We start from the raw sequence: 23,331 nt of genomic DNA, 5'->3' as shown, positions 1-23,331 counted from the left end.
GTCAAGACTCGCGTGGGTTCGTACGGGAGGCTGGGAAGCGGAGGGCTCGCCCAGATCTTGGTGAGGCGGGGCTCGGTGGCGGTGATCACACGCCAGGCTTGTGTGGGTTTGCCCCGGTAGATGCCGTTGAGGCCATTTATGTGCATCTCTTTCGCATTCTTGGCTAGTCTGGCGGGACCCTTCGGAAGCCGTTGAGGTTCCGAGCAGCAGCCCACCCGCAGGGAGTACCCCCATGGACGGATACCCGCCAACCGAACGAAGCCGGCCCGCGCGGTCGCGCTCACGCGGCAATCCCCGCGCCATCCTGATCGGCGCCGCGATCGTGACCGCCGCCCTGGCAGGGGGCGGCGTCGTCTACGCCGTGGCCGGCAACGACACCCCCGTCACCCAACCGGCTCCGGGCCCCACCACCCCCGAGAGCGGCGAGGCCCCACTCGCCGACGACCCCGACGCGGCCCCGGACGAGTCCGCCCCCGACGAGTCCGCCGAATCCGGCGACTCCGGCGATTCGGGCGCGGACCAGGCCGAGGGCGGCCAGAACGACACGGCTCAGGGCGGCCAGGACGACACCCCCGCCCAGAGCTCGAACACCAAGAACGACAAGCCGGCCGCGGCGACGCCCAGGACGCCCGCGACCACCAAGCCGAGGCCGACCACCGCGCCCAACGACAACATCGACGAGATCGACCGGGGCTCCGGCGCCGGCGCGGTCGACCCGGGAGGCCCGGTCGGCGGCTACTGATCGCGCTCCACTCGTGTGACACCCGGTCGGGAAAGGCCATTACCGTCCAGGCTTCACACGGGATCGGACGCGTCGATGACCATGCCTGACGCAGGGTCGATGCGTGTCGTGATCTGAGCAGGTTTCGTGGGCGAAGCTTTGGGGAAGCCCACGCTTCAGATGGGCCCGTGCGGCGCGGTATTCCGCACGGGCCTTTCTCTGTGTCCGTACGGGCGACGGGTCCCGGGTTCGCGCGAAACTGTCGGTGGCGCGGCGGACAATGGGGGCATGGCTGAGACGGTTGCTTTCGGGAGCGTCCCCACCGAGGTCGGGGAGGTGCTCGCCGCGGTCACCCCGGTCGGGGTGGTGGCGGTTCACTTCCGGGACTCGGAGCGCAATCGGGAGCGGATCGCCGCACGGGTGGGGATGCCGGTCGTCGAGGACGAGCGCCGGGTAAGCGAGGTGCGGGCGGAGTTGGCGGCCTACTTCGCGGGGGACCTGCGAGAGTTCGGCGTCGAGGTCGACTGGCGGCTGATGTCGGGGAGCCGGCGGCGGGTGCTCGGGCTGCTGTACGAGTCGGTGCCGTTCGGCAAAGTGGTCACGTATGGGGATCTGGCCGCGGAGACGGGAGTTCCCGCGAGAGCCATCGGATCGATCATGGGAAGCAATCCGATTCCGGTGATCGTGCCCTGTCATCGTGTCGTGGCCGGTGATGGGCTCGGTGGCTTCAGCGGGGGTGACGGCGTGGAATCGAAGCGGTGGCTGCTGACCCACGAGGGCCACCTGCCGTTGGCCCTGTTCTGAGGACACCGACTCAACGAGCCGAATGGCCGGGTCCTCGCCGTTCTCCGGCGCCGTTCACGTAGGTCGCGGCCTCTCGCCGCACCGGCGCCAAGAGGTGGCGGTCGTTCGATCAGGGACTTGAGGGCCGATCCTTCACATTGCTCTGTGAGCCAGCGCCTGAACTGCTCCGGCTGAACCGCTCGGCTTGACGCTGTTCGGCGAGTCGGTTCTTCGTGTTCGCCTGTGCTGGGAGCCGCCCTGGTTGGAGGGCGGCTCCTGGGTTTGGTGGGGGTTGGGCGGGTGGGTCAGCCGGGTTCGCCGTCGATCTTGTCGGCGGCGCGGCGGGCGGCGTCGGCGGTTCTGTTGATCTGGTCGCGGTATTTGCCGCCGGTGGCGCGGTCGGCTCCGGCGGCGGCGCTGTCGATGCCGTCCATGACCTTGTCCTCGATCTTGTCGCGCATGCCGTTGGACCTGCCCTGCGCGGACCGGGTGTCTTCGGCGCCGTCCGCGCCCTGACGCATCTGACCCTTGGCGCCCGGTGTCGTGCTCCTGGCGTTCTGTCCCATGTCGCGGCCCATGTCCTTGGCCGTGCCCATGGCGTTCCCGCCGCTGCTCTTCGGCTGGGCACGGGTGCTCTGCAGCTTGTTCCCGGCGCCGCCGAACATCTCCCGTACCTTGTGAAAGAACGACATTTGTCCCCCGTTTGTGATTGGCGCCGCCAGGGCGCGATCAGCCGGACTTGCCGTCGATCTTGTCTGTGGCCTCCTTGGCCTTCTTGGCGGCGGCATCGACGTGCTTGTCGTACTTGCCGCCGGTCTTCTCTTTGGCGATCTTGGCCGCGTGGTCGACGCCCTTGTTGGCCGCGTCCTTGACCTTTCCGGCGTGAGCGCCGAGTTTCGCCCTGGCCTTGTCGAAGATCGACATCGTGGAATCCCCCGTTCCGCGGCGCGAAGTGGCACCGTACGACTAATTGTTACCCGGGAGCTTGGGACACTTACCGAGTGGGGCAACTACCAGTGATCGCCGTCGTGGGGCCCACGGCGGCCGGAAAGTCCGATCTGGCCGTGGAGTTGGCGCTGCGGTTCGGCGGCGAGGCCATCAACGCCGACTCGATGCAGCTTTACCGAGGAATGGACATCGGTACGGCCAAGCTGACCATCCCCGAACGAAAAGGTGTATCGCACCATTTGCTGGACATCTGGGACATTACCTACACGGCAAGCGTCGCCGAGTACCAGGAGCTGGTGCGCCCCCTGATCGAGGACCTGCGGATCAGGGACGTGGTCCCGATCCTGGTCGGCGGCTCCGGCCTGTACGTCAGGGCCGCCCTCGACGACCTGGAGTTCCCCGGCACCGACCCCGGCATCCGCGCCCGCCTCGAACGCGAACTGGCCGAATCGGGCCCGGCCCCCCTGTACGCCCGCCTGACCGAGGCCGACCCGGTCGCGGCAGCCGCGATCCTGCCCACCAACGGCCGCCGCATCGTCCGCGCCCTGGAGGTCATCGAGTTCTCCGGCCGCCCGTTCTCGGCCACCATGCCCTCCTACGACTCGGTCTACCCGAGCGTGCAGATCGGCCTGGAGGTCCCCCGCCCCGAACTCGACGAGCGCATCGAACTGCGCGTCGACCTCATGTGGGCGGCCGGGTTCGTGGACGAAGTCCGTACGCTCCGGGAGGAAGGGCTCGCGGGCGGGCTGACGGCCAGCCGGGCGCTCGGGTACGCGCAGGTGCTGCGGTTCCTCGACGGCTCCTGGTCGGAGGAGGAGGCGCGGGCCGAGACGGTCCGGGCGACCCGGAGGTTCGCGCGCCGGCAGGAGTCCTGGTTCCGCCGCGATCCGCGGGTGCGCTGGCTGCCGTACGACGCATCGGATCTTGTCGAGCGGGCCGCTAGGCTGGTCACATGCGGTTTGTGAAGGGCCATGGGACGGAGAACGACTTCGTCATCCTGCCTGATCTGGAAGGGCGGCTGGACCTGTCCGCGGCCGCGGTCGCGCGGCTGTGCGACCGGCGCGCCGGGATCGGCGGGGACGGCGTGCTGCGCGTGGTGCCCTCGAAGTTCGCGCCGGAGGCCGACGAGCAGGCCGCCCGGGCCGAGTGGTTCATGGACTACCGCAACGCCGACGGCAGCCTGGCCGAGATGTGCGGCAACGGCATCCGCGTGTTCGCCCGCTACCTCGTGGACGCGGGGCTCGCCTCCCCCGGCGAGTTCAGCGTCGCGACCCGGGACGGCGTGAAGCGGGTGCGCCTCGACATCACCGGCGACGTCACCGTGGACATGGGCCGCCCGAAGGTGTACGGCGAGAGCCGCGCCTGGGTGAACGGCCGCGAGTACCGCGGCCTCAACGTCAACGTGGGCAACCCGCACCTGGCCTGCGTCATCGACGACCCGGTCACCGAACTCGACCTGGCCGCCCAGCCGCGCTTCGACCGCGCGGTCTACCCGGACGGCGTGAACGTCGAGCTCATCAACCCGGTCGGCGACCACGCGGTCTCCATGCGCGTCTACGAGCGCGGCTCCGGCGAGACCCGCTCCTGCGGCACCGGCGCGGTGGCCACCGCCGTCGCGGCGGCGCACGCGGCGGGCGAGACGACGGGCGTCTGGAAGGTCCGCGTGCTCGGCGGCACCCTCAAGATCACCCTCGACGCCGACACGAGCTACCTCACCGGTCCGGCCACCCTGGTCGCCTCCGGCGAGTACCACGACACGGAGATCTAGACATACCGCGCCGAATCGAGGATTCAACACGGGTCTTAGACCTAAAAACCTCGAGAAATACGGCAATTGGGGGCGTATCCATCTCTTGTGGCTCCTGAGTCCGACGCGGTGGTGCGCGCGTTTGGGGCATGGTCGCTGACCTGGCAGACTGACTGCCCATGGACGTGGACATCTGGTCATGGGTCGGTGGCACCCAGCGGCAACTGCACGAAGCCGGAAACGCCGGCCTGGCGATGGCGCTGGGCGACGTGCCCGCCCAGGCGCTGGAGGGGCGGTACGGCCAGCTCGACGTCGTGGCACCGGCCGTCGCGCAGCAGGCGGAGGAGCTCGAACAGCCCTGGCTTGAGCTCTTCGCACGGTACTGGCATGTGATCGGCCGGGTGGGGGACCGGGCCAACGGCGCGGTCGCGCTCGACGACGCCCGGGAGCTGGCCGAGTTCGCCCAGCGGGCCGACGTCCGGGACTGCCCGGCCGCCTCGGCCGCCGCGGAGGCGCTGGCCATCACGCTGGCCAACACGGACGGGCCAGGTTACGCGAACGAGCGGCTGGCCGTCCTGGGCCGCGCGCTCGACACGGTCGGCCCCGACTCGCTCGCCTTCTCCGGGCTCGTCACCCAGTATGTGGCGGCGCTGCTCGACGACGGCAAGCCGGGCGAGGCCGTCACCTACGCGGAGGCGGCCGTGGAGCGGCTGCGCGGCGCGGGCAAGGAGGCCTCCTGGGAGCTGGCCGCGGCGTCCGCGCGGGCGCTGCTGGCGGCCGGCCGGGGTGAGGACGCGCTGGCCGCGCTGCACGCCGCGAACGGCTTCAAGCCCGACGACCCGGTCGCCAAGGCGCGCCGGGAGGGCCTGCTGCACGCCGGCATCCTGGCCGAGCTGGGCCGGATCGAGCACGCCGTGGAGTCACTGCCCGACCTCGACGTGGTCGGCGAGCACCCGCGCGAGTGGGTGGAGTGGTCCCAGGTCGTCAGGACGCTGTCGGCGGGCGCCTCGATCGCCAACAGCTGGCAGCTGGGCCGCATCATGCGGCAGTGGATGAGCTACTTCGAGACGATGGGCGGCCACCGGGCCCAGGTGGAGCTGGCGCTGACCGCCGGCCATCTGGCGATCGCCCGGCAGGGTGCCTGGCAGGCGCGCGAGCTGGCCGAGCTGGCCGAGGCCGTGCTGCCGCAGCTGGCCTCCACCGAGGGGCTGGCGGAGCGGATCGCCGAGCTGCGTGCCGCGGCGGACGCGGCGCCGCCCGTGACGCCGCCGGGACCGCAGGAAGAGCTGGTCTCCTACTTCGACGCGGCCGACGGGCGCACGGCCGACCCGGAGCGCTGGGTGGGCTGGCTCTGGCCGCAGTCCGGCACCGACCTGGAGGTCACCCGCCGGCACACCACGACCCTGGGCTTCCTGGGGTACGCGCCGGTCGGGGCCGAGATCTACTGGAAGATGATCGTCGAGAACGCCGATCCGGCGGACGCCGACGAGGAGGACATCTCCTACCTGACCGGCCTGCTGATCGAGGCCGAGCAGGACGACCGGGTGCTCGAACTGGCCTCCCGGCTCGGCCCGCCCGCCTCCCACCTGGCGCTGGCCCGCCTCTACCGGGCCAGGGAGCGCTGGGAGGAGACCGCGGCCGAGGCCGAGCTGGCGGTCCAGGGCGGCGCCGGTCTGGAGGGCCGCCGCCTGTGGTCGGGCGCCGTCCAGCACCTGGGCGACAACGCGGCCGCGGCGGAGATCCTCAAGCCGGTCCTGGCGGAGGGCGCCGAGGGCGAGGAAGAGGACATCTGGCGCGTCATCGTGCTGGCCACCGCCACCGAGGACTGGGCGACCGTGCGCGAGGGCGCGGCCAAGCTGGGCATGCCGCTGCAGTCGTCGGAAGGGCCGATCGAGGAGGAGTGGCACCTCATCCGGGCCATCCTGCCCGCGCCCGACGGCAGCCAGCGGGAGGTGCTGGCCGTGCGGACCGGCCCGGCCACCGCGCGCCTGGCCATCCCGCAGCCGCGCGGCATGGAGTACAACGCCGGGGACATCGTCGTGGTGGACCCGCGCCCGCTGGAGCCGATTCCCGACACCGAGCAGGAGCGGGAGAACTTCGTCATCCCGTTCGCCGGGGTGTCCATCCTGCGTCCCGGCGGTTTCACCAGCTGGTTCTTCGACGGCGCGGCTCCCAGCGAGCACGAGTGGACGGAGTTCAACGAGCTGCTGGCCGAGCGCGGGTGGCCCATGTGGGTCTACAGCGACGACAACTACAAGGTGACCCACCCCGGGACCGGCGACGCGCTGCCCGGCGTGTTCGGCTGGATCGCGATCCCGCCGTCGGTGAGCCCGGCCGAGCTGGACGCGGTGCTGGACGACGCGACCGAGCAGTGGGTGCACCCGCTGGCCTGGCTGGACCTGTCCCGTGAGGTCGGCGTCGAGGCCGAACGCCACGAGCACATCATCAAGGAGTACGGCCTCTAGGCCGAGACCGCAGAAGTGGGCGATCCCCGCCAGGATCGCCCACACCGGCTAGAACGACGTTCGGTATGGTGTCCGCGTGATTCTTGAGCGGTTCCGGCTGGACGGCAGGGTCGTGGTGGTCACCGGAGGTTCCTCCGGTCTGGGCGTCGCCTTCGCGCGCGGTTTCGCGGAGGCGGGCGCCGATGTGGTGGTCGGGGCGCGCCGGGTGGACCGGCTGGCGGAGACGCGGCGCATGGTCGAGGGACTCGGCCGCCGCTGTCTCGCCGTGGCGACCGACGTGAGCGTTCCGGCGGACTGCCAGGCGCTGGCCGACGCGGCCATCGAGGAGTTCGGCCGGCTGGACATCCTGATCAACAACGCCGGCGTCGGTACGGCCGTGCCCGCGCTGAAGGAGACGCCCGAGGAGTTCCGGCGGGTGGTCGACGTCAACCTGCACGGCAGCTACTGGATGGCGCAGGCGTGCGCCCGGGTGATGCGCCCCGGGTCGTCGATCGTCAACATCGGCAGCATCCTGGGGGAGACGACGGCCGGGCTCCCGCAGGCCGCGTACAGCGCCTCCAAGGCGGCGATCACCGGTCTGACGCGGGACCTCGCCCAGCAGTGGACGGCCCGGCGCGGGATCCGGGTGAACTGCCTGGAGCCGGGCTTCTTCGCCTCCGAGATGACCGACGAGTATCCGGAGGGCTATCTGGAGCGCATGCTCGCGCAGCGGGTCCCGATGGGCCGTCCGGGGGACGCCGACGAACTGGTGGCCGCCGCGATCTTCCTCGCCTCGGACGCCGGGGGCTACGTGACGGGCGCCGTCCTCCCGGTCGACGGCGGCATCCTCATCACCTGACGATCACTCACGGGAGGGACTTGTCCCATTCCCACCGTTTGACCAAACCGAGCCATAATCTCCGTATTTATGGGCATTTGCTATACCTAGGTTGGTGATTTCTTGACCTAAGGGGTAGCGGTGCGGAAGGCGATCGTCGGGGCGTTGATGGCGGTTGTCCTGGCGGGGGGCTGTGCGCCGCTGGACGGTCAGGAGATCGGGCTCGACCCGCCCGGCGACCGTAAGGCGCAGCGCGGTGACGACAAGGCCACGGGCACCAATCCCCTGGACAATCCGGACGGCACCGAGCCGGGACTGGCCCCGATCACCTCCGAGAAGGACCGCAAGGCCGCCCGCGAGCTGATCGAGAAGGTCGGCACGAAGGGCCGCGGTCCGAAGACCGGCTACGACCGGGAGGAGTTCGGGTACGCCTGGGCGGACAACGCCGACGACATTCCGTACGCGAGGAATGGGTGTGACACCCGGAACGACATCCTCCAGCGCGACGGCGAAAAGCTGAAATATCGGGATGGGTCGGATTGTGTGGTCGTGGAGATGACGATCTTCGATCCGTACACGGACACGAGCGTCGAGTGGCGGAAGGAGGACGCGTCCGAGATCCAGATCGACCACATCATGCCGCTCTCCTACGACTGGCAGATGGGCGCGTCACGGTGGACGGACGCCAAACGCAAGCAGATCAGCAACGATCCGCTCAACCTGCTCGCGGTGGACGGCTCGATGAACTCGTCCAAGGGCGACTCGGGCCCGGCGTCCTGGCTCCCGCCCACCCGGAAGATCCGCTGCGCCTACGTCGTGCGCTTCGCCCAGGTCGCCCTGAAATACGACCTTCCCGTCACCGCGCCCGACAAGGCCGCCATGCTCGACCAATGCGCCTGATGCACCAATGCGCCTGATCGGTCAGTGCGCCTGATCGACCAATGCGCCTGATCGGTCAGTGCGCCTGATCGGTCAGGCGCTGGGCGCGGGCCGGGAGCCGCGGACCTCCAGGGAGGCCAGGAGCGCGGCACTGGCCTCGGTGATGGCGGCCACCGCCTGGTCGAACGCGGCGGCGTTGTGGGCGGCCGGGGCGCGGAAGCCGGAGATCTTGCGGACGTACTGGAGGGCCGCCGCCCGGACGTCGTCGTCGGTGACCTCGTCGGTGAACGGGGGACGCAGGGTTTTGATGCTTCTGCACATGCTGCGAGCCTACCCGCGCGATCTCTGGAAGCCGTGCCGCCCAGAAGCCCTGCCCACGAGAGGCCCTGCCCACGAGAGGCCCTGCCCACGAGAGGCCCTGCCCACGAGAGGCCCTGCTCTCTAGAAGCCCTGCCGTCCGGACCCGAACGCCTCCGAGCCGAAGTCGTCGGCGATCTTCCGCAGCCCCCGGGCCAGCTCGTCGCGGTCGAGGGCGCTGATGCGCTCGGCGGGCCCCGACACCGACATCCCCGCCACGACCCGGTCCCCGTCCGAGACCGGCACCGCCAGGCAGTGCACGCCCAGCTCCTCCTCGCCGAGATCCAGCGCGTACCCGCGATCGCGGACGGTCTCCAGTTCGGCGAGGAGCCGGTCCACGCTGGTGATCGTGTGCTCGGTCCGGCGGGGCAGGCCGGTGCGCCCGAAGACGGCCGCCGCGTCCGTACGGTCCGCGAGCAGGACCTTGCCGACGGCCGTGCTGTGCGGCAGCACCCGCCGGCCCACCTCGGCGAACATGCGCAGCCGCCGCGGCGACGGCACCTGCGCGACGTACACCACGAAATCGCCCTCAAGCACCGCCATGTTGGCCGTCTCCCCGGACAGCTCCACCATCTTGGCCAGGTACGGCTCCGCCCAGCCGCCGACCATGCGCTGGGCCACCCCGCCGGTCCGCACCAGCGACCCGCCCAGCGCGTACCGCCGGTCGGACTCCTGCCGCACGTAGCCGCGCGCCAGTAACGTCTGCAGCAACCGGTGGATCGTCCCGTACGGCAGGCCGGTCCTGGCGGCGATCTCGGAGAGCCCGGCCTCGCCGCCCCGCTCGGCCAGGGCCTCCAGGATGTCCAGCGCCCGGTCGACGCTCTGCACGCTCATCCGGGAACCGCCGTGCCGCGCAGCGACGCGTCCAGGACCTGCGCGGTGTGCGCGACCGGGATGGGCTCCTCGCCGCCGCGGCGCATCGAGGCCGTGATCTGCATGGTGCAGCCGGGGTTGGCCGACACCAGCAGGTCGGCTCCGGTGGCGCGGACCCGCGCCGCCTTGCGGTCGCCCAGCTCCCGCGCGGCCTCCGGCTGGAACAGGTTGTACGTCCCGGCCGAGCCGCAGCAGATCGACGACTCGGCGATCTCGCGCAGCTTCAGCCCCGGAATGCCGTTGAGCAGCTCGCGGGGCTGGGCGCGCACATTCTGGGCGTGGGCGAGATGGCAGGCGTCGTGGTAGGCGATGGTCACGTCGAGCGGGTGCCGTTCGGCCACCGGGCCCAGCTCGACCAGGTATTCGGCCAGGTCGCGGACCTTGAGCGCGGCGGCCCTGGCCGCCCATTCCGGCTCGTCGGCGAGGATCTCGGCGTAGTCCTTCATGGTGGATCCGCAGCCGGCCGCGTTCACCACGATCGTGTCGACGCCGGCGCGTTCGAAGGTGGCGATGGTGCGTTTGGCGAACTTCCTGGCGTCGTAGCCGGAGTGCAGGGAGAGCGCGCCGCAGCACCCCTGGTGCGCGGGGATGACGACGTCGCAGCCCTCCATGGCCAGGACGCGGGCGGTGGCGGCGTTGACGCCGGGGAAGAACTCGCCTTGGACGCAGCCGGTGAGCAGGCCGACGGTGGCCCGCCAGGGGCCGCGCGCGTGGACCCGTGCGGGCAGGCGGACGCGGCGGGCGGGTGGGGGAGCGAGTTCGGCCATGGCGCCGAGGGACGGGTTCACCCGGGCCAGGAACGGACGCAGCCGGCCGGCCAGGCGCATCGGGAGCTTGAGGAGGCGCAGGCGGCGCGGGTACGGGAAGAGGGTGAACACGATGCCCCGGATGGCCCGCTCGTGCGGGGTACGGACGTGGACGCGTTCGACCTCGGCGCGGGTCTCCTCGATCAGGCGGTCGTACTGTACGCCGGAGGGGCAGGCGGTCACGCAGGCCATGCAGCCCAGGCAGGCGTCGAAGTGCCCGGCCATCTCGGGGGTGATCGGGGTGCCCTCGACGTGCTGCTGCATCAGGTGGATCCGGCCCCGCGGCGAGTCCATCTCCTCGCCCCACAGCACGTACGTGGGACAGGTGGGCAGGCAGAACCCGCAGTGCACACAGTCTTTGATCAGTTCCGGGTCCATCAGATCCCTCCTACGAAACGCCCCGGAGACATCCGGCGATCCGGGTCGAATCTGGCCTTGACCCGGCGCATCAGATCCAGGGCGCCGATCGTGCCCCACCGGTCGGCCGCGCCGACCGGCCCGGAGACCGCCAGCAGCCGCCCGTCCAGGGCCTCGATCCGCTCCCGCAGCCGCTCGATGACCGTCGCGGCCGTCGCGGGCGTCTCGGCCTCCGGTGTTCCGGCCTTCGGTGTTCCGGCCGGCAGAGCCAGGAGGAAGACGCCGCTCGCGGCCGAGCCGCGCAGGGTGTGACCGGTCAGGTGGGAGGTGGCCAGCTCGCGTACCACCGCGCCCGCGCTGCTCGGGGGAACCCGGATCTCCAGCAGGATCGCGCCTTCGGGGAGCCGTCCCCACCAGTCCGGCGGGCTCTCGGACACCTCGGCCCGCGCCGCCCCATCAGGCGACTCAGACCATGATATTTCAGGATTTGTCATGACTTGTCGGATTGTTTCGGCCTTGGTGGGGGCGGCCGTGCCTTCCAGCAGGGCGGACACCGTGTATCCCGGCGAATCCGCCGACCAGTCGAGTTCCACCGCGGCGGGTTCGGCCTGCGAGGCGGCCAGCTGCACGGCCAGGGTGCCGAGATCCACCCCGGGCGCGTCCCCGAGTTCCGGGTAGGTCGCCGTCACCCAGAGGCGGGCCGGCGGGAGGGGGTGCAGGCGGAAGGTCGCCTCGGTGATGACACCCAGCGTGCCGTACGAGCCGGCGAAGAGTTTGCCCAGGTCGTAGCCGGCCACGTTCTTGACGACCTTGCCGCCGGAGCGCGCGGTGGTGCCGTCGGCCAGCACCACGGTGACGCCGATGACGAGGTCGCGGGGCGTGCCGTACCGGAATCTGCGGGGGCCGGAGAGGGCGGTGGCGAGCAGGCCGCCGACGGTGGTGCCGGGGACGGGGGACTCCAGGGCGAGTTCCTGGTTCTCGGCGGCGAGGTGCTCGTTGAGCGCGTCCAGGGTGATTCCGGTCTGCACGCGGACGACCAGGTCACCGGGGGCGTATTCGAGGACCTCGTTGAGGCAGCACAGATCGACGAGCAGGTCGCAGCGCTCGGGCGGCGGCCCCCAGTCCAGCTTGGTGCCCCCGCCGACCGGTGTGACCGCGAGATCGTGCTCCGCCGCCACCCGGAGCAGCGCGGCGACCTCCTCCGTCGACTCCGGCAGAGCCACCCATTTCGCCTGAACCCCCGCGACCGTGTCGCCGGCATCGGCCACCCGGACGGTCACCCCGGTCTTGGCCAGCGCCTCCTGCGGCATCAGAACAGCTCCGCCTCGTGGGGATGCGGTCCCTTGCGCACCTGGGGGACCTCGCCGCACAGCCGGGGCGTGGGGAACACCTTGCCCGGATTGGACAGGTATCTCGGGTCGAACGCGCACCGCACCAGCTGCATGGTGTCCAGATCCTCGTCCGTGAACATTCTCGGCATGTATCGGGCCTTGTCGACGCCGACGCCGTGCTCCCCGGTGATCGAGCCGCCGTGCTCGATGCACAGGTCGAGGATGCGCCCGCTCACCAGCTCGGCGCGCTCGCCCTCGCCCTCCACCGCGTCGTCGAACAGGACCAGCGGATGCAGGTTGCCGTCCCCCGCGTGGAAGACGTTGGCCACCCGGATCCCGAACTCCTCCTGCAGCCGGTCGATCCCGGCCAGCACGTCCGGCAGCGCGGTCCGCGGCACGACCCCGTCCTGCACGATGTACGCCGGGCTGATCCGCCCCACGGCCGCGAACGCCGACTTGCGGCCCTTCCAGATCGCCTGCCGCTCCTCCGCCGACGCGGCCACCCGGATCTCGAACGCGCCCGCCTCCCGGCAGATCCGGTCGACCAGGGCGAACTGCGCCTCCACCTCGGCCTCCGGGCCGTCCAGCTCCACCACCAGCACGGCCCCGGCGCCGGCCGGGTACTCGCAGCGCACCGCGGCCTCGGCGGCCTCGATGGCCAGCGCGTCCATCATCTCGATGGCGGCTGGCACGATCCCGGCCCCGATGATCGCCGACACGGCGCGCCCGCCGCCCTCGATCGTGGTGAACGCGGCGAGCATGGTCGTGACGGCGGCGGGCGCGCGCGACAGCCGTACCGTGATCTTGGTGGCGATGCCGAGGGTGCCCTCCGAGCCGATGAACGCGCCGAGCAGGTCGTAGCCGGCGTCCATGGCGGAGAGCTCGACGATGTCCCCGTCCGGGGTCACCAGCTCCAGCGCCAGCACGTGGTTGACCGTGAAGCCGTATTTGAGGCAGTGCGCGCCGCCCGAGTTCTCCGCGATGTTGCCGCCGATCGAGCAGATCTGCTGGCTGGACGGGTCCGGCGCGTAGTAGTAGCCGGCGTCGCGGACCGCCTCGGTGATGGCCAGGTTGGTCACCCCCGGTTCCACCACCGCGCGCCGCGCCGCCAGGTCGACGGACAGGATGCGCCGCATCCGCGAGGTGACGATCAGCACCCCGTCCGACCGGGGGAGCGCGCCGCCGGACAGGCCCGTGCCGGAGCCCCTGGCCACGAACGGAACCCGGAACTCCTGGCAGAGCCGTACCACGGCGGCGACCTGCTCGGCCGTCTCCGGCAGCACCACCACGCCGGGCGTCGCCCGGTGATAGGTGAGGCCGTCGCACTCGTACGTGCGCAGCCGGACCGGATCGGTGATCACCGCCTCGTCCGGCAGCACCTCCCGCAACCGCCCCGCGAGCAACTCCGTCATACCGCCATCTTCGCTCACGTCACGGCATACGGGCATATGCGGGGAGGGTTAGGAACTCGGCGAAATCATCGTCCAGCGCGACCTCCTTGAAAAGAGCCGTGGCCTGGGCGAACAGCTTCTCGTCATACCCCGGGTCCTGGGCGATCTGGGCCAGCTCCTCGGTGATGATCTGCTCCACCAGCTCCTTGGTCACGATCGCGCCCGTGTCCGCCAGCTTGATCTCGCTCCTGATCCACTGCCAGATCTGGGAGCGGGAGATCTCGGCCGTCGCCGCGTCCTCCATCAGGTTGTGGATCGCCACCGCGCCGCTGCCGCCCATCCAGGCCGCCAGGTAGCGCAGCGCCACGTCCACGTTGTTGCGCAGGCCGCCCTCGGTGATCTCGCCCGGCGTCTCGGAGACCGCCAGCAGGTCGGCGGCGCCGACGCTGACGTCCTCGCGCAGCCGGTCCAGCTGGTTCGGCCGCTCGCCCAGCACCGAGTCGAAGACCTCCTGGCAGATCGGGACCAGGTCGGGGTGGGCCACCCAGGAGCCGTCGAAGCCGTCCCCGGACTCGCGCGTCTTGTCGGCCCTGACCTTCTCCAGCGCCACCTTGTTCACCTCGGGGTCCCGGCGGGACGGGATGAACGCCGCCATCCCCCCGATGGCGTGCGCGCCGCGCTTGTGGCAGGTCCGCACCAGCAGCTCGGTGTACGCGCGCATGAACGGCGCCGTCATGGTCACCGCGTTCCGCTCCGGCAGCAGGAACTCGCGGCCCCGGGTGCGGAACTTCTTGATCACGCTGAACAGGTAGTCCCAGCGGCCCGCGTTGAGGCCGGCGGAGTGGTCGCGCAGCTCGTAGAGGATCTCCTCCATCTCGAAGGCGGCCGGGTACGTCTCGATCAGCACGGTCGCCCGGATCGTGCCCTGCGGGATGCCGAGCAGGTCCTGGGCGCGGACGAAGACGTCGTTCCAGAGGCGCGCCTCCAGGTGGGACTCCATCTTCGGCAGGTAGAAGTAGGGGCCCCGGCCCTTGTCGATCTGCCGCTGCGCGCAGTGGAAGAAGTAGAGGCCGAAGTCGAACAGCGCCGCCGCGACCGGCCGGTCGTCCACGGTCGCGTGCTTCTCGGTCAGGTGCCAGCCGCGCGGCCGGACCACGATCGTGGCCAGCTCCGCGTCGTCCTTCAGCGCGTACGTCTTGCCGCCGCTGGTGAAGTCGATCGTGCGATCGAGCGCGTCCCGCAGGTTGATCTGGCCGTTGACGGTGTTGGGCCAGGTGGGGGAGTTGGCGTCCTCGAAGTCGGCCAGCCACACCTTGGCGCCGGAGTTCAGCGCGTTGATGGTCATCTTCTGGTCCACGGGGCCGGTGATCTCCACGCGGCGGTCGGCCAGGCCCGGCGCGGGCGGCGCCACCCGCCAGTCCCCTGCCCGGATCCCGGCGGTCTCCGGCAGGAAGTCCAGCGTGCCCCCGGCGGACAGCTCCGCCTGCCGCGCCTCGCGGGCGGCCAGCAGGTCCAGGCGGCGGTCGTCGAACTCGCGCTGCAGGGTGGCCACGAAGGCGAGGGCCTCCGGCGTGAGGATCTCGTCGAACCGCTGCAGCATCGGGCCGTTGATCTCCATGGTCCATACCCTTTCCACTAGGCGGAAAAATGCTTCTGTCACGTGGAATCGACGCTACTTGATGCGTTTTCGGGGGTCAACGTGAGGGTTGCCTCAGGGAGTGCTCGGGGGTATCCCGGATGGGCTCGGCCTCGGGAAATCCCCAGAATCGGGGCATGAGAATAAAGCGGAACCTGACCCTGGCGGGTGCGGTCATCGGATCGACCCTGGTTCTCACCGGTTGCGGCATGGACTTCAGTTTCGGCCGGGCGCAGAGCGTCGAGGAGTACGACATCACCGACAAGGTGACCGTGCTCACCGTGGACACCGGCTCCGGCGACGTGGTCGTGAGCGAGTCCGACCGGAGCGGCATCAAGGTCACCGAGACCCTCCACTACCGGGGCGACAAGCCCACCGACGGCCACCAGGTCTCGGGCAACACCTTGGAACTCGCGTACGACTGCTCCGATTGCGCCGTCGACTACCGGGTGGAGGTCCCCCGCGGCCTCAATGTGAAGGTGGACACCGGCTCGGGGACCATCACCCTGCGCGCCCTGACCGGCCCCATCGACGTCTCCACCGGCTCCGGCGACATCGAGGCCAGCGACCTGAGCGGCAGGACCGCCGTCGCCGACACCGGCTCCGGCGACGTCGAACTCCGCTTCGACTCCGCCCCCGACCAGACCCAGGTCTCCACCGGCTCCGGCGAGGGTGTCGTGTACGTCCCCAACGGCGCGTACAACGTGACCCTCGAAACCGGCTCGGGCAACCGGACCGTCGAGGTCGCGCAGGACCCGGCCGCCGCCAAGAAGATCCACATCAAGACCGGTTCCGGCGACGTCAAGGTCCTGGTGTGACGTCCAGGCTCCGCTGAGATTATCGGGGTGCGCGATCTTCGGGTGTCATGCCACCATCGAAGGGAAGACACCACGGTGTCGGACTGTTGGTCTAGTAGAGATGACATATATGCGCAACGAGCCAGAGGACATCGGCGACTACGAACTTGAGGAGCGTCAGGCGCTCAGACGCGTCGCGGGTCTCTCGACAGAGCTCACCGACATCACCGAGGTCGAATACCGTCAGCTCCGGCTGGAGCGGGTCGTCCTGGTGGGAGTGTGGACCAGCGGCACGGTCTTCGACGCGGAGAACTCGCTCCAGGAGCTCAAGCTCCTGGCCGAGACCGCCGGATCCGAGGTCCTGGAGGGCCTCATCCAGCGTCGCGACAAGCCGGACCCGGCGACCTACATCGGGTCGGGCAAGGCCACCGAACTCCGCGACATCGTCTCGACCACCGGCGCCGACACCGTGATCTGCGACGGCGAGCTCACCCCCGGCCAGCTGCGGCAGCTGGAGGAGGTCGTCAAGGTCAAGGTCATCGACCGGACCGCGCTGATCCTCGACATCTTCGCCCAGCACGCCAAGAGCCGGGAGGGCAAGGCCCAGGTCGAGCTCGCCCAGCTGCAGTACCTGCTGCCCCGCCTGCGAGGCTGGGGTGGCAACCTGTCCCGCCAGGTCGGCGGACGCGCGGCGGGCGGCGTCGGCATCGGCGGCCGCGGCCCCGGTGAGACGAAGATCGAGCTGGACCGGCGGCGGATCCGCGAGCGGATGGCCAAACTGCGCCGGCAGATCAAGGAGATGTCGACCTCCCGCGAGACCAAGCGTCACCGCCGCCAGGCGCGCGAGGTCCCCGCCGTGGCCATCGCCGGTTACACCAACGCGGGCAAGTCCTCGCTGCTGAACCGCCTGACCGGCGCCGGGGTCCTGGTCGAGGACGCCCTGTTCGCGACCCTTGACCCGACCGTACGGCGGGCGCGGACGCCGGAGGGCCGGCTGTTCACGCTGGCCGACACGGTGGGATTCGTCCGGCACCTGCCGCACCAGCTGGTGGAGGCCTTCCGGTCGACGCTGGAGGAGGTCGGGGACGCGGACCTGATCCTGCACGTCGTGGACGGCTCCCATCCCGATCCGGAGTCCCAGCTCGCCGCCGTACGGGAGGTCTTCTCGGAGATCCCGGGCGCGGGGGACATTCCGGAGATCGTGGTGGTCAACAAGGCGGACGCCGCCGATCCGGTGGTGCTGGCGCGGCTGACCATGCGGGAGCGGCACAGCATCGTGGTGTCGGCGCGTACGGGGTCGGGGATTCCCGAGCTGCTGGCGCTGATCGAGCGGGAGCTGCCGCATCTCGACCACGAGGTGCACATGCTGGTGCCGTACGACCGGGGAGATCTGGTCGCGCGGGCGCACAAGGAGGGGGAGGTCCTCTCCGTCGAGCACACCGGCGACGGCACCGTGCTGCACGCGCGGGTGCTGGCCAGCCTCTTCTACGAGCTGGACCGGGTCGCCAAACCGGTGGAAACGGTCTAGAGGGCGCTTCGGAGCCCGGGCTTGATGGTCCGGGCTCCTCGCCGTGTCCAGAAACGGACGCGGCGATCTCACGCCCAGGCTGGAAATACTGCGCCATCCGGTGATTCGCCCGCCCTGTTCTCCTGTCTGACCGTGGCCGCTGTGAGCTGCCCATTCCGGTGCGGCGAGAGAGCGCAATGGATCATGGAAACAGGGTTTCGTTCGTCGCGGGAAAGGTGACGAATCGGGGAATTTGGGGAGGCCAGCCCTAAAGCGGAAGGAAAACGACACTGGCCCACGGGGGTCGGCGTTGCTAGGATAAGCCAAGCCTTACGCGACAATCTTGCGCGGGTACACACGATGACACCTGTGAGTGCTGTTACACCTGGGGTGCGGGTGCGTTTGCCGGGTCTGAGCTGGAATAACGGACTCGGAAGTGACGGGGGAGAAGGACGGGTCAACCGGATGCCAGGGAGGCGAACCGGCGTTCTTCTCAATAACCCTGTACAGCGAGCCGACCTGTGAAATAACGTAACTGAACTGAAATCGCCGAGGCGACCCTCACGGCGATCCGGTCATCGCACAACCCGGTGCGCGATGAGAGCAGGAGACCCCCCAATGACGTCCGGACACGGAGCGGACCCAGCGGGCGCGGCGCCCACGAGCTGGGCTTCCGCGACGTCCTCACGGGCGTCGTCACGGATGGTGGTCGGATGACCGTTCGCCTTCTCACCAACATCGGCCGCCTCTGGACCGGCCATGACGTGTGCAGCAACGCGTCGATCCTGGTCCACAACGACCGCATCGCCTGGGTCGGCCGCGCGGCCGACCTGCCGCAGTCGGTGCCCGGCGTCGTCGACGACATCACCGACGTGGACCATGTGGAGAACCTCGGCGGCGCGCTCGTCACGCCCGGCCTGATCGACGCCCACACCCACCCGGTGTACGCGGGCAACCGCTACGCCGAGATGGCCATGCGCTCGGGCGGCTCCTCCGTGTCGGCGATCACCGCCGCCGGCGGCGGCATCGGCTCCACCGTCACCGTGACCCGCGGCACCGACCCGTGGACGCTCTGCAACGGCGTCCGCGAGCGGCTGCGCGAATGGCTGCTCAGCGGCACCACCACGGTCGAGGCCAAGACCGGCTACCACCTCACGCGCGACGGCGAACTCGCCGACGTGCGCCTTCTCCGCGAGCTGGAGAAGGAACCCATGATGCCGCGCGTGCACGTCACCTTCCTCGCCGCCCACGTCGTGCCGCCGGAGTACTTCGGCCGCCAGCGCGACTACGTCGAAGCCGTCGCCGCCTGGTGCGCCGACGCCGCCGCGGCCGGGGCCGACAGCGTGGACGTGTACTGCGACGACGGCCACTTCAGCCCCGACGAGGCGCGCTGGGTGCTGGCCTCCGGGCGCAACGTCGGCCTGCTGCCGCGGGTGCACGCGGGGGCGTACAGCAAGCGCGGGGCCGTGCAGCTGGCCGCCGAGATGGGCTGCGCCTCGGCCGACCTGCTTCACCACACCACCGACGAGGACATCGCGCTGATGGCCCGCTACGGCGTGCCCGCCGTGGTCTGCCCGGGCACCGCCCTCGCCGGCGGCTCGCTCCCGCCGGTGCGCCGCCTGATCGGGCAAGGTGTGCCGATCGCGCTCGGCAGCGACCACAACCCGGGGCACTGCGGGATCACGTCGATGTCGCTGGTGATCAGCCTGGCGGTGGCCGCGTTCGGGATGAGCGTGGGCGACGCGCTCCGGGCCGCGACTCTCGGCGGAGCCCAGGTTCTGGGTGCTCCTGACCGGGGTGTGCTCGCGCCCGGGCGGCTGGCGGACATCGTGCAGTGGGACGCCGACCACGAGGGCGCGTTCGCGTGGGCGTTCGGTCTCAAGCCTCGCCGGGTCTGGCGCGGGGGCACGCCTGTTCAGTGAGCCGTCCGGCTTCTGGTGGGTAATCTCGCGACATGTCGGTTGTTGTTGTCACGGATTCGTCCGCTTATCTGGAGCCTGCCGCGGTGGAGCGGTGGGGGATTTCCGTTGTGCCGTTGCAGGTGATCATCGGGGGGCGGGAGTTCGACGACGGCGCTCAGATCGACGCTGAGGGGGTTGCGGCGGCGTTGCGGGAGTGGACACCCGTCACAACGTCCCGTCCCGCCCCGCAACGTTTCGGGGACGCGTACGAGGGTGCGGCCGCCCGTGGGGCTACCGGAGTCGTGTCGGTCCATCTTTCGGGAGAGATGTCGGGTACGTACGAGGCCGCGCGGCTGGCCGCCAAGGAAGCCCGGATCCCCGTCGAAGTGATCGACAGTCGGTCCATCGGCATGGGGCTCGGCTTCCCCGTCCTCGCCGCCGCCCGCGCCGCCGCCCAGGGCGCTTCCCTCGACGAGGTGGCTGCCGCCGCCCGTACCTGCGCCGAGGGGACCCGGATCTTCTTCTACGTCAACACCCTCGAGCACCTCCGCCGGGGCGGCCGTATCGGCCCCGCCGCCACCCTCCTCGGCTCCGCCCTCGCCATCAAGCCGCTCCTCCACCTCGCCGACGGCTCCATCGCCCTCCTCGAAAAGGTCCGTACGACCGCCCGTGCCTTATCTCACCTGGAAGACCTCGCGACTTCCGCAGCCGGCGAAACCCTCGTAAACGTCGCCATCCAGCACCTGTCCAACCCCACCCACGCCACCTCCCTGGCCACCCGCCTCAGCGCCCGCATCCCCAACCTCAACCACCTGACGATCACCGAAGCCGGCGCCGCGATAGCCGCCCACACCGGCCCAGGCATGCTCTCCGTAACCATCTCTCCGGCAACCTCTGAACCCACCTGACAACCGTGAACAGACCCCAGCAACCTTGAACGACCCCCAGGGCGTGAACGAATCTCAGGGCGTGAACGACCCCCGGGGTGTGAACGATCCCCAGGGCCTGAACGAACCCTGGAACGCTGAACGGTACACAGGGACCTCAAGCGGACCACAGGGACATCAAGTGGACCACAGGGGCTCCGAACGGACCACAGGGACTCCGAACGGACGATACGAACTCTGAACGGATGATAGGGACTCCGAACGGGCAAATGCTTTTAACAGAGCAAAATGGGTCATGACAGGGCTAGTGGGGTCCTCGCAAGAATGAGCGGGCCGCTCTCTTGGCGCCGGTGCGGCGAGTCGCGTCACCTGCGTTAACGGCGCCGGATAACGACGAGAACCCGGCGGGAACCGGCGATTGGCCCATTCCAATGGGCACGTTGAACATCACTGGTTCTGTGGATATCCCTTCTCTATCCACAGAACTGCGTTCGGCCCCTTCGTCCGGCTGCCCAGACTCCTAATGTCACAGCCGTGGGAACCAGGGAGAATCAGAAGGCCGACCAGGCCGCCATAGAAGTCCGCCTTCACCGGCTGACTACCCGCCCCTTCCACGCGATCCCGACCACGCCTTTCTACAATCCCCCCACAACATCTCAAGACCCCGCAAGTCCTGCCTCCGCCCAATCCAACCCGGCACCCGTGGCCGCGGCCGTAACCGTCCACCACGATCCACATTCCTCCGCTTACCTAGCGCCCTTGGCGGCAGGGCCACCTCCTTCGTTCGGCCTTCCGGCAGCACTTGGCATCCCAGAGCCATCACGAGAGCCATCACGCCACCTCGACCCCGCGCATCGGCTTCGGCCCTACGACGGACCCACCCCGAGATCGACTTACTCCAACCCGGTGGAGGCTGACCGCTCACCCTCAGCGAGGTGGGACGACGATGACCGCTTCCCTTCAGCGAAGCCGCACGAGGACGACGATCTCGACGTGACAGCGGGGGGCGCACATGTAGGCCACCTGCACCGTGCCGCCGAGCGGGAGAGCGGCGGTCATACGTGGGAGAGCAGCAGTCAAACACTCGGAAGGCGCTTCCGCGAAATGCTGGGCAATGGCGAACGATTCGACCCGGGCCGTCCGGGCACCCGACTCCTGATATTCGTCGGAGTGCTGGCCGCCGTAGTCGCCGGAATCTACGCCTGGCGATCGCAACCCGTTCCCGAGCCGCTGACACCACCCACCCCTGCCGGCGAAACGACTCCCATCACCCCATCGCCCACATCCCGCGTAACCGTCTACGTCACCGGCAAGGTTCGCGACCCAGGCGTGCTGGCCCTGCCCACCGGCTCAAGAGTCGTCGACGCCATCACCGCAGCCGGCGGCATGAAGAAGGGCTCCGAGCCCGGCACCCTGAACCTGGCCCGCCGCCTCGTAGACGGCGAGCAAATCATCGTCGGCCTCCGATCCCCTCCCGGCGCCTCACCCTCCGACCCAACCGCCACCAACATCCTCAGCCTCAACTCGGCCACCCCCGACCAACTGGAACAACTCCCCGGCGTCGGAGAAGTCCTCGCTCAACGCATCATCGAATACCGCGACACCCACGGCGGCTTCCAAACCGTCGAACAATTACGTGAGGTATCAGGCATAGGCGAACGCAAATACGCCGAACTCAAAGACAAAGTCTCCCCGTAGCCCGACAGGTAGGCTTCGGGGGCGCCTGTTGGAGCCGATCAAACATCAGATTCTCGCCGTTATCCGGCGCCGTTAACGCAGGCAACGCCGCCCGCCTCACCGGCGCCAAATCTGGATTACGGTGGAAAGCAGCGGCTCTGGATCAAACTGGCGATCCTGGATCATATGGCTGAGTGTTCCTAGAGCACCTAACAGAATGACCTGAGGTAGTCGCTCCTCGAGGACGCGCTGGATGAGTCCGGCGTCGAGTCCGGGGACGCGGACGATGGGGGAGACGCCCGTGTGAAGGGACGTTATCCGGCATCCTTGACGAAGGGGCCAGTCTCCCGCACTAGCGCTAAATCTGGATTACGGTGAAAGTGACGAATCTGGATTGAACCAGCGACCATGGATCATTCGGCTGGGTGCTCTTAGCGCGCCTAACAGAATGACCCGAGGCGCTGGCCGCTCGCCGATATCTTGCGCCGCCAACGCATGTGACGCCACTCGCCGCACCGGTGCCAAGAGCGACCGGCTTCATTCTGTTAGAGGTTCCCAAGGATAGGGATTTTCGGTAATCAGCCCGGCTTCATATTGGCCACTGTTCGCATTGGCCGCCCAATCGCCCTGCCTCAGCAAGGGTACGCGACAGGATCTCGGCGGCGTTCTCGTCCCGCGAGTTCCTGGGATCGACGTCCCGCCAGTTCTAGGTCGACGTTTCGCCCGCACCAGGCTCGGACGACCGCCTGCACCAGGCTGGGGCCGAGCTTCCTGATCACGTCGCTCACTTGTGGAGCCATTCGGTGGCTCCTTCGATTGGAATGAAGGGGGCGTTCTAGTGGCGCGGCCCGAGGCTGAGCCTGAGGTTGTCGAGTCTGGTCATTCGCTGGTGTTGCTCGGGCCGGCGGTGGCTGTGTGGGTTGTCGCGTTGGTGCTGCTGGGGCGCACACCGGTGACGGGGGCCGTCGTAGGGATCATTTGTTTGGCGGCCGGGGGTTGGATTGCTTGGTTCGGGGCGCGCGCCGGGATAGATAGACGATGGTGGAATTTCGCCGTCGGCAGCCTTTGCTGTGCGGGGATCGCGGCGGGTGTCGTGGCGATGAAGGTGTATGGCGTTTCGGCAGGGCCGGTGGCCGAGTTGGCAGATCGGAACGCGGTTGTTCGAGCCGAGATCGTGCTCTCGGATGATCCGAAAATTCGCCCAGGTGCGGGCAGTTCCGGTGTGCGCGTAGTAGCGGAGGCTCGGATTGTGCGGATTGAATTCACGGACCCGAATGGGAGATCGAGCAAAAGGCCGACTGAATCGCCGGTGAGGACGGGTGGAGTTGTGGCGGGTGCGGAGTCTCGGGTGGGGACGGGAGGGGCTGTGGCGGATGTGGAGTCGCTGATGGGAACCGGTGGGGTTGTCGCGGGTGTGGATTCGGTGGTGGGGGCGGGTGGGGTTGTGGCGG

At 69.4% G+C, this 23,331-nt stretch carries 20 protein-coding genes; 12 read left to right on the top strand and 8 right to left on the bottom strand.

Going from position 1 to position 23,331, the window contains the following annotated elements; translation table 11 throughout:
* Window positions 1-232 precede the first annotated feature (232 nt).
* A complete protein-coding gene (locus Aph01nite_RS24465; RefSeq protein WP_204043313.1) occupies window positions 233-742 on the top strand; it encodes a hypothetical protein in 510 nt (169 codons plus the stop codon).
* A gap of 267 nt (window positions 743-1,009) precedes the next feature.
* Window positions 1,010-1,525, top strand: coding sequence for a methylated-DNA--[protein]-cysteine S-methyltransferase (locus Aph01nite_RS42250; RefSeq protein WP_204043312.1), 516 nt, complete (start codon window positions 1,010-1,012; stop codon window positions 1,523-1,525).
* A gap of 284 nt (window positions 1,526-1,809) precedes the next feature.
* Here Aph01nite_RS42250 and Aph01nite_RS41665 read toward each other — a convergent pair whose 3' ends face one another.
* Both Aph01nite_RS41665 and Aph01nite_RS24450 read right to left on the bottom strand, forming a co-directional pair.
* Entirely contained in the window at window positions 1,810-2,196 is a 387-nt protein-coding gene (locus Aph01nite_RS41665) for an antitoxin (protein WP_239161928.1), read from the bottom strand.
* A 37-nt stretch (window positions 2,197-2,233) separates the two neighbouring features.
* Window positions 2,234-2,428 (bottom strand): Rv0909 family putative TA system antitoxin, encoded by a 195-nt coding sequence (locus tag Aph01nite_RS24450; protein ID WP_204043311.1) that lies wholly within the window; start codon window positions 2,426-2,428, stop codon window positions 2,234-2,236.
* Window positions 2,429-2,505: 77 nt separating this feature from the next.
* Here Aph01nite_RS24450 and miaA point away from each other — a divergent pair, with 77 nt between their 5' ends.
* From miaA to Aph01nite_RS24425, 5 genes are all read left to right on the top strand, one after another.
* The gene (gene miaA, locus Aph01nite_RS24445) at window positions 2,506-3,417 is read left to right on the top strand and encodes a tRNA (adenosine(37)-N6)-dimethylallyltransferase MiaA (RefSeq protein ID WP_239161927.1); all 912 of its coding nucleotides are present in this window, start codon (window positions 2,506-2,508) and stop codon (window positions 3,415-3,417) included.
* A complete protein-coding gene (dapF, locus tag Aph01nite_RS24440) occupies window positions 3,405-4,220 on the top strand; it encodes a diaminopimelate epimerase (RefSeq protein WP_204043310.1) in 816 nt (271 codons plus the stop codon). Before miaA ends, dapF begins: the two co-directional genes overlap by 13 nt.
* Before the next feature lie 158 nt (window positions 4,221-4,378).
* Complete coding sequence (locus Aph01nite_RS24435) at window positions 4,379-6,664, top strand: tetratricopeptide repeat protein (RefSeq protein ID WP_204043309.1); 2,286 nt, start codon at window positions 4,379-4,381, stop codon at window positions 6,662-6,664.
* A 76-nt stretch (window positions 6,665-6,740) separates the two neighbouring features.
* Window positions 6,741-7,502, top strand: a complete 762-nt coding sequence (locus Aph01nite_RS24430) for an SDR family NAD(P)-dependent oxidoreductase (RefSeq protein WP_239161926.1) — start codon at window positions 6,741-6,743, stop codon at window positions 7,500-7,502.
* Between the two features lie 120 nt (window positions 7,503-7,622).
* Window positions 7,623-8,381: an HNH endonuclease family protein gene (locus Aph01nite_RS24425; RefSeq protein WP_239161925.1), complete on the top strand. Its 759-nt coding sequence runs from the start codon at window positions 7,623-7,625 to the stop codon at window positions 8,379-8,381.
* Between the two features lie 72 nt (window positions 8,382-8,453).
* On the opposite strand, the gene Aph01nite_RS24420 is transcribed toward Aph01nite_RS24425, so the two are convergent.
* The 6 genes from Aph01nite_RS24420 to aceB all read right to left on the bottom strand — a co-directional run bounded on the left by Aph01nite_RS24420 (window position 8,454) and on the right by aceB (window position 15,093).
* Window positions 8,454-8,681 carry a DUF2277 family protein gene (locus Aph01nite_RS24420; RefSeq protein ID WP_204043308.1) on the bottom strand — a complete coding sequence of 76 codons (228 nt, stop codon included), beginning with the start codon at window positions 8,679-8,681 and terminating at the stop codon, window positions 8,454-8,456.
* A 120-nt stretch (window positions 8,682-8,801) separates the two neighbouring features.
* Entirely contained in the window at window positions 8,802-9,551 is a 750-nt protein-coding gene (locus tag Aph01nite_RS24415) for an IclR family transcriptional regulator (protein WP_204043307.1), read from the bottom strand.
* Window positions 9,548-10,774, bottom strand: a complete 1,227-nt coding sequence (locus tag Aph01nite_RS24410) for a (Fe-S)-binding protein (RefSeq protein WP_204043306.1) — start codon at window positions 10,772-10,774, stop codon at window positions 9,548-9,550. Before Aph01nite_RS24410 ends, Aph01nite_RS24415 begins: the two co-directional genes overlap by 4 nt.
* Window positions 10,774-12,063, bottom strand: a complete 1,290-nt coding sequence (locus Aph01nite_RS24405) for an FAD-binding oxidoreductase (protein ID WP_204043305.1) — start codon at window positions 12,061-12,063, stop codon at window positions 10,774-10,776. Before Aph01nite_RS24405 ends, Aph01nite_RS24410 begins: the two co-directional genes overlap by 1 nt.
* On the bottom strand, window positions 12,063-13,496 hold the full coding sequence (locus Aph01nite_RS24400; RefSeq protein ID WP_204043304.1) for an FAD-linked oxidase C-terminal domain-containing protein: 1,434 nt from the start codon (window positions 13,494-13,496) through the stop codon (window positions 12,063-12,065). The genes Aph01nite_RS24405 and Aph01nite_RS24400 overlap by 1 nt, the downstream gene beginning before the upstream one ends.
* A 19-nt stretch (window positions 13,497-13,515) precedes the next feature.
* On the bottom strand, window positions 13,516-15,093 hold the full coding sequence (gene aceB, locus Aph01nite_RS24395; protein WP_204043303.1) for a malate synthase A: 1,578 nt from the start codon (window positions 15,091-15,093) through the stop codon (window positions 13,516-13,518).
* 155 nt (window positions 15,094-15,248) lie between these two features.
* Between aceB and Aph01nite_RS24390 the strand changes: the two genes are divergently transcribed.
* The 5 genes from Aph01nite_RS24390 (at window position 15,249) to Aph01nite_RS24370 (ending at window position 21,901) form a co-directional block, all read left to right on the top strand.
* Complete coding sequence (locus Aph01nite_RS24390; protein WP_204043302.1) at window positions 15,249-15,929, top strand: DUF4097 family beta strand repeat-containing protein; 681 nt, start codon at window positions 15,249-15,251, stop codon at window positions 15,927-15,929.
* A 109-nt stretch (window positions 15,930-16,038) separates the two neighbouring features.
* Entirely contained in the window at window positions 16,039-17,436 is a 1,398-nt protein-coding gene (gene hflX / locus Aph01nite_RS24385) for a GTPase HflX (RefSeq protein WP_239161924.1), read from the top strand.
* 692 nt (window positions 17,437-18,128) lie between these two features.
* Entirely contained in the window at window positions 18,129-19,337 is a 1,209-nt protein-coding gene (gene hutI, locus Aph01nite_RS24380) for an imidazolonepropionase (RefSeq protein ID WP_204043300.1), read from the top strand.
* Between the two features lie 32 nt (window positions 19,338-19,369).
* Entirely contained in the window at window positions 19,370-20,224 is an 855-nt protein-coding gene (locus Aph01nite_RS24375; RefSeq protein ID WP_204043299.1) for a DegV family protein, read from the top strand.
* A 1,083-nt stretch (window positions 20,225-21,307) separates the two neighbouring features.
* Window positions 21,308-21,901, top strand: coding sequence for a ComEA family DNA-binding protein (locus Aph01nite_RS24370; protein WP_204043298.1), 594 nt, complete (start codon window positions 21,308-21,310; stop codon window positions 21,899-21,901).
* Window positions 21,902-23,331 lie beyond the last annotated feature (1,430 nt).

The sequence above is a fragment of the Acrocarpospora phusangensis genome, from assembly GCF_016862995.1.
Lineage (GTDB): Bacteria > Actinomycetota > Actinomycetes > Streptosporangiales > Streptosporangiaceae > Acrocarpospora > Acrocarpospora phusangensis.
Note: the sequence above shows the minus strand (reverse complement) of the source record. Positions and strands in the feature narration are given on the sequence as shown.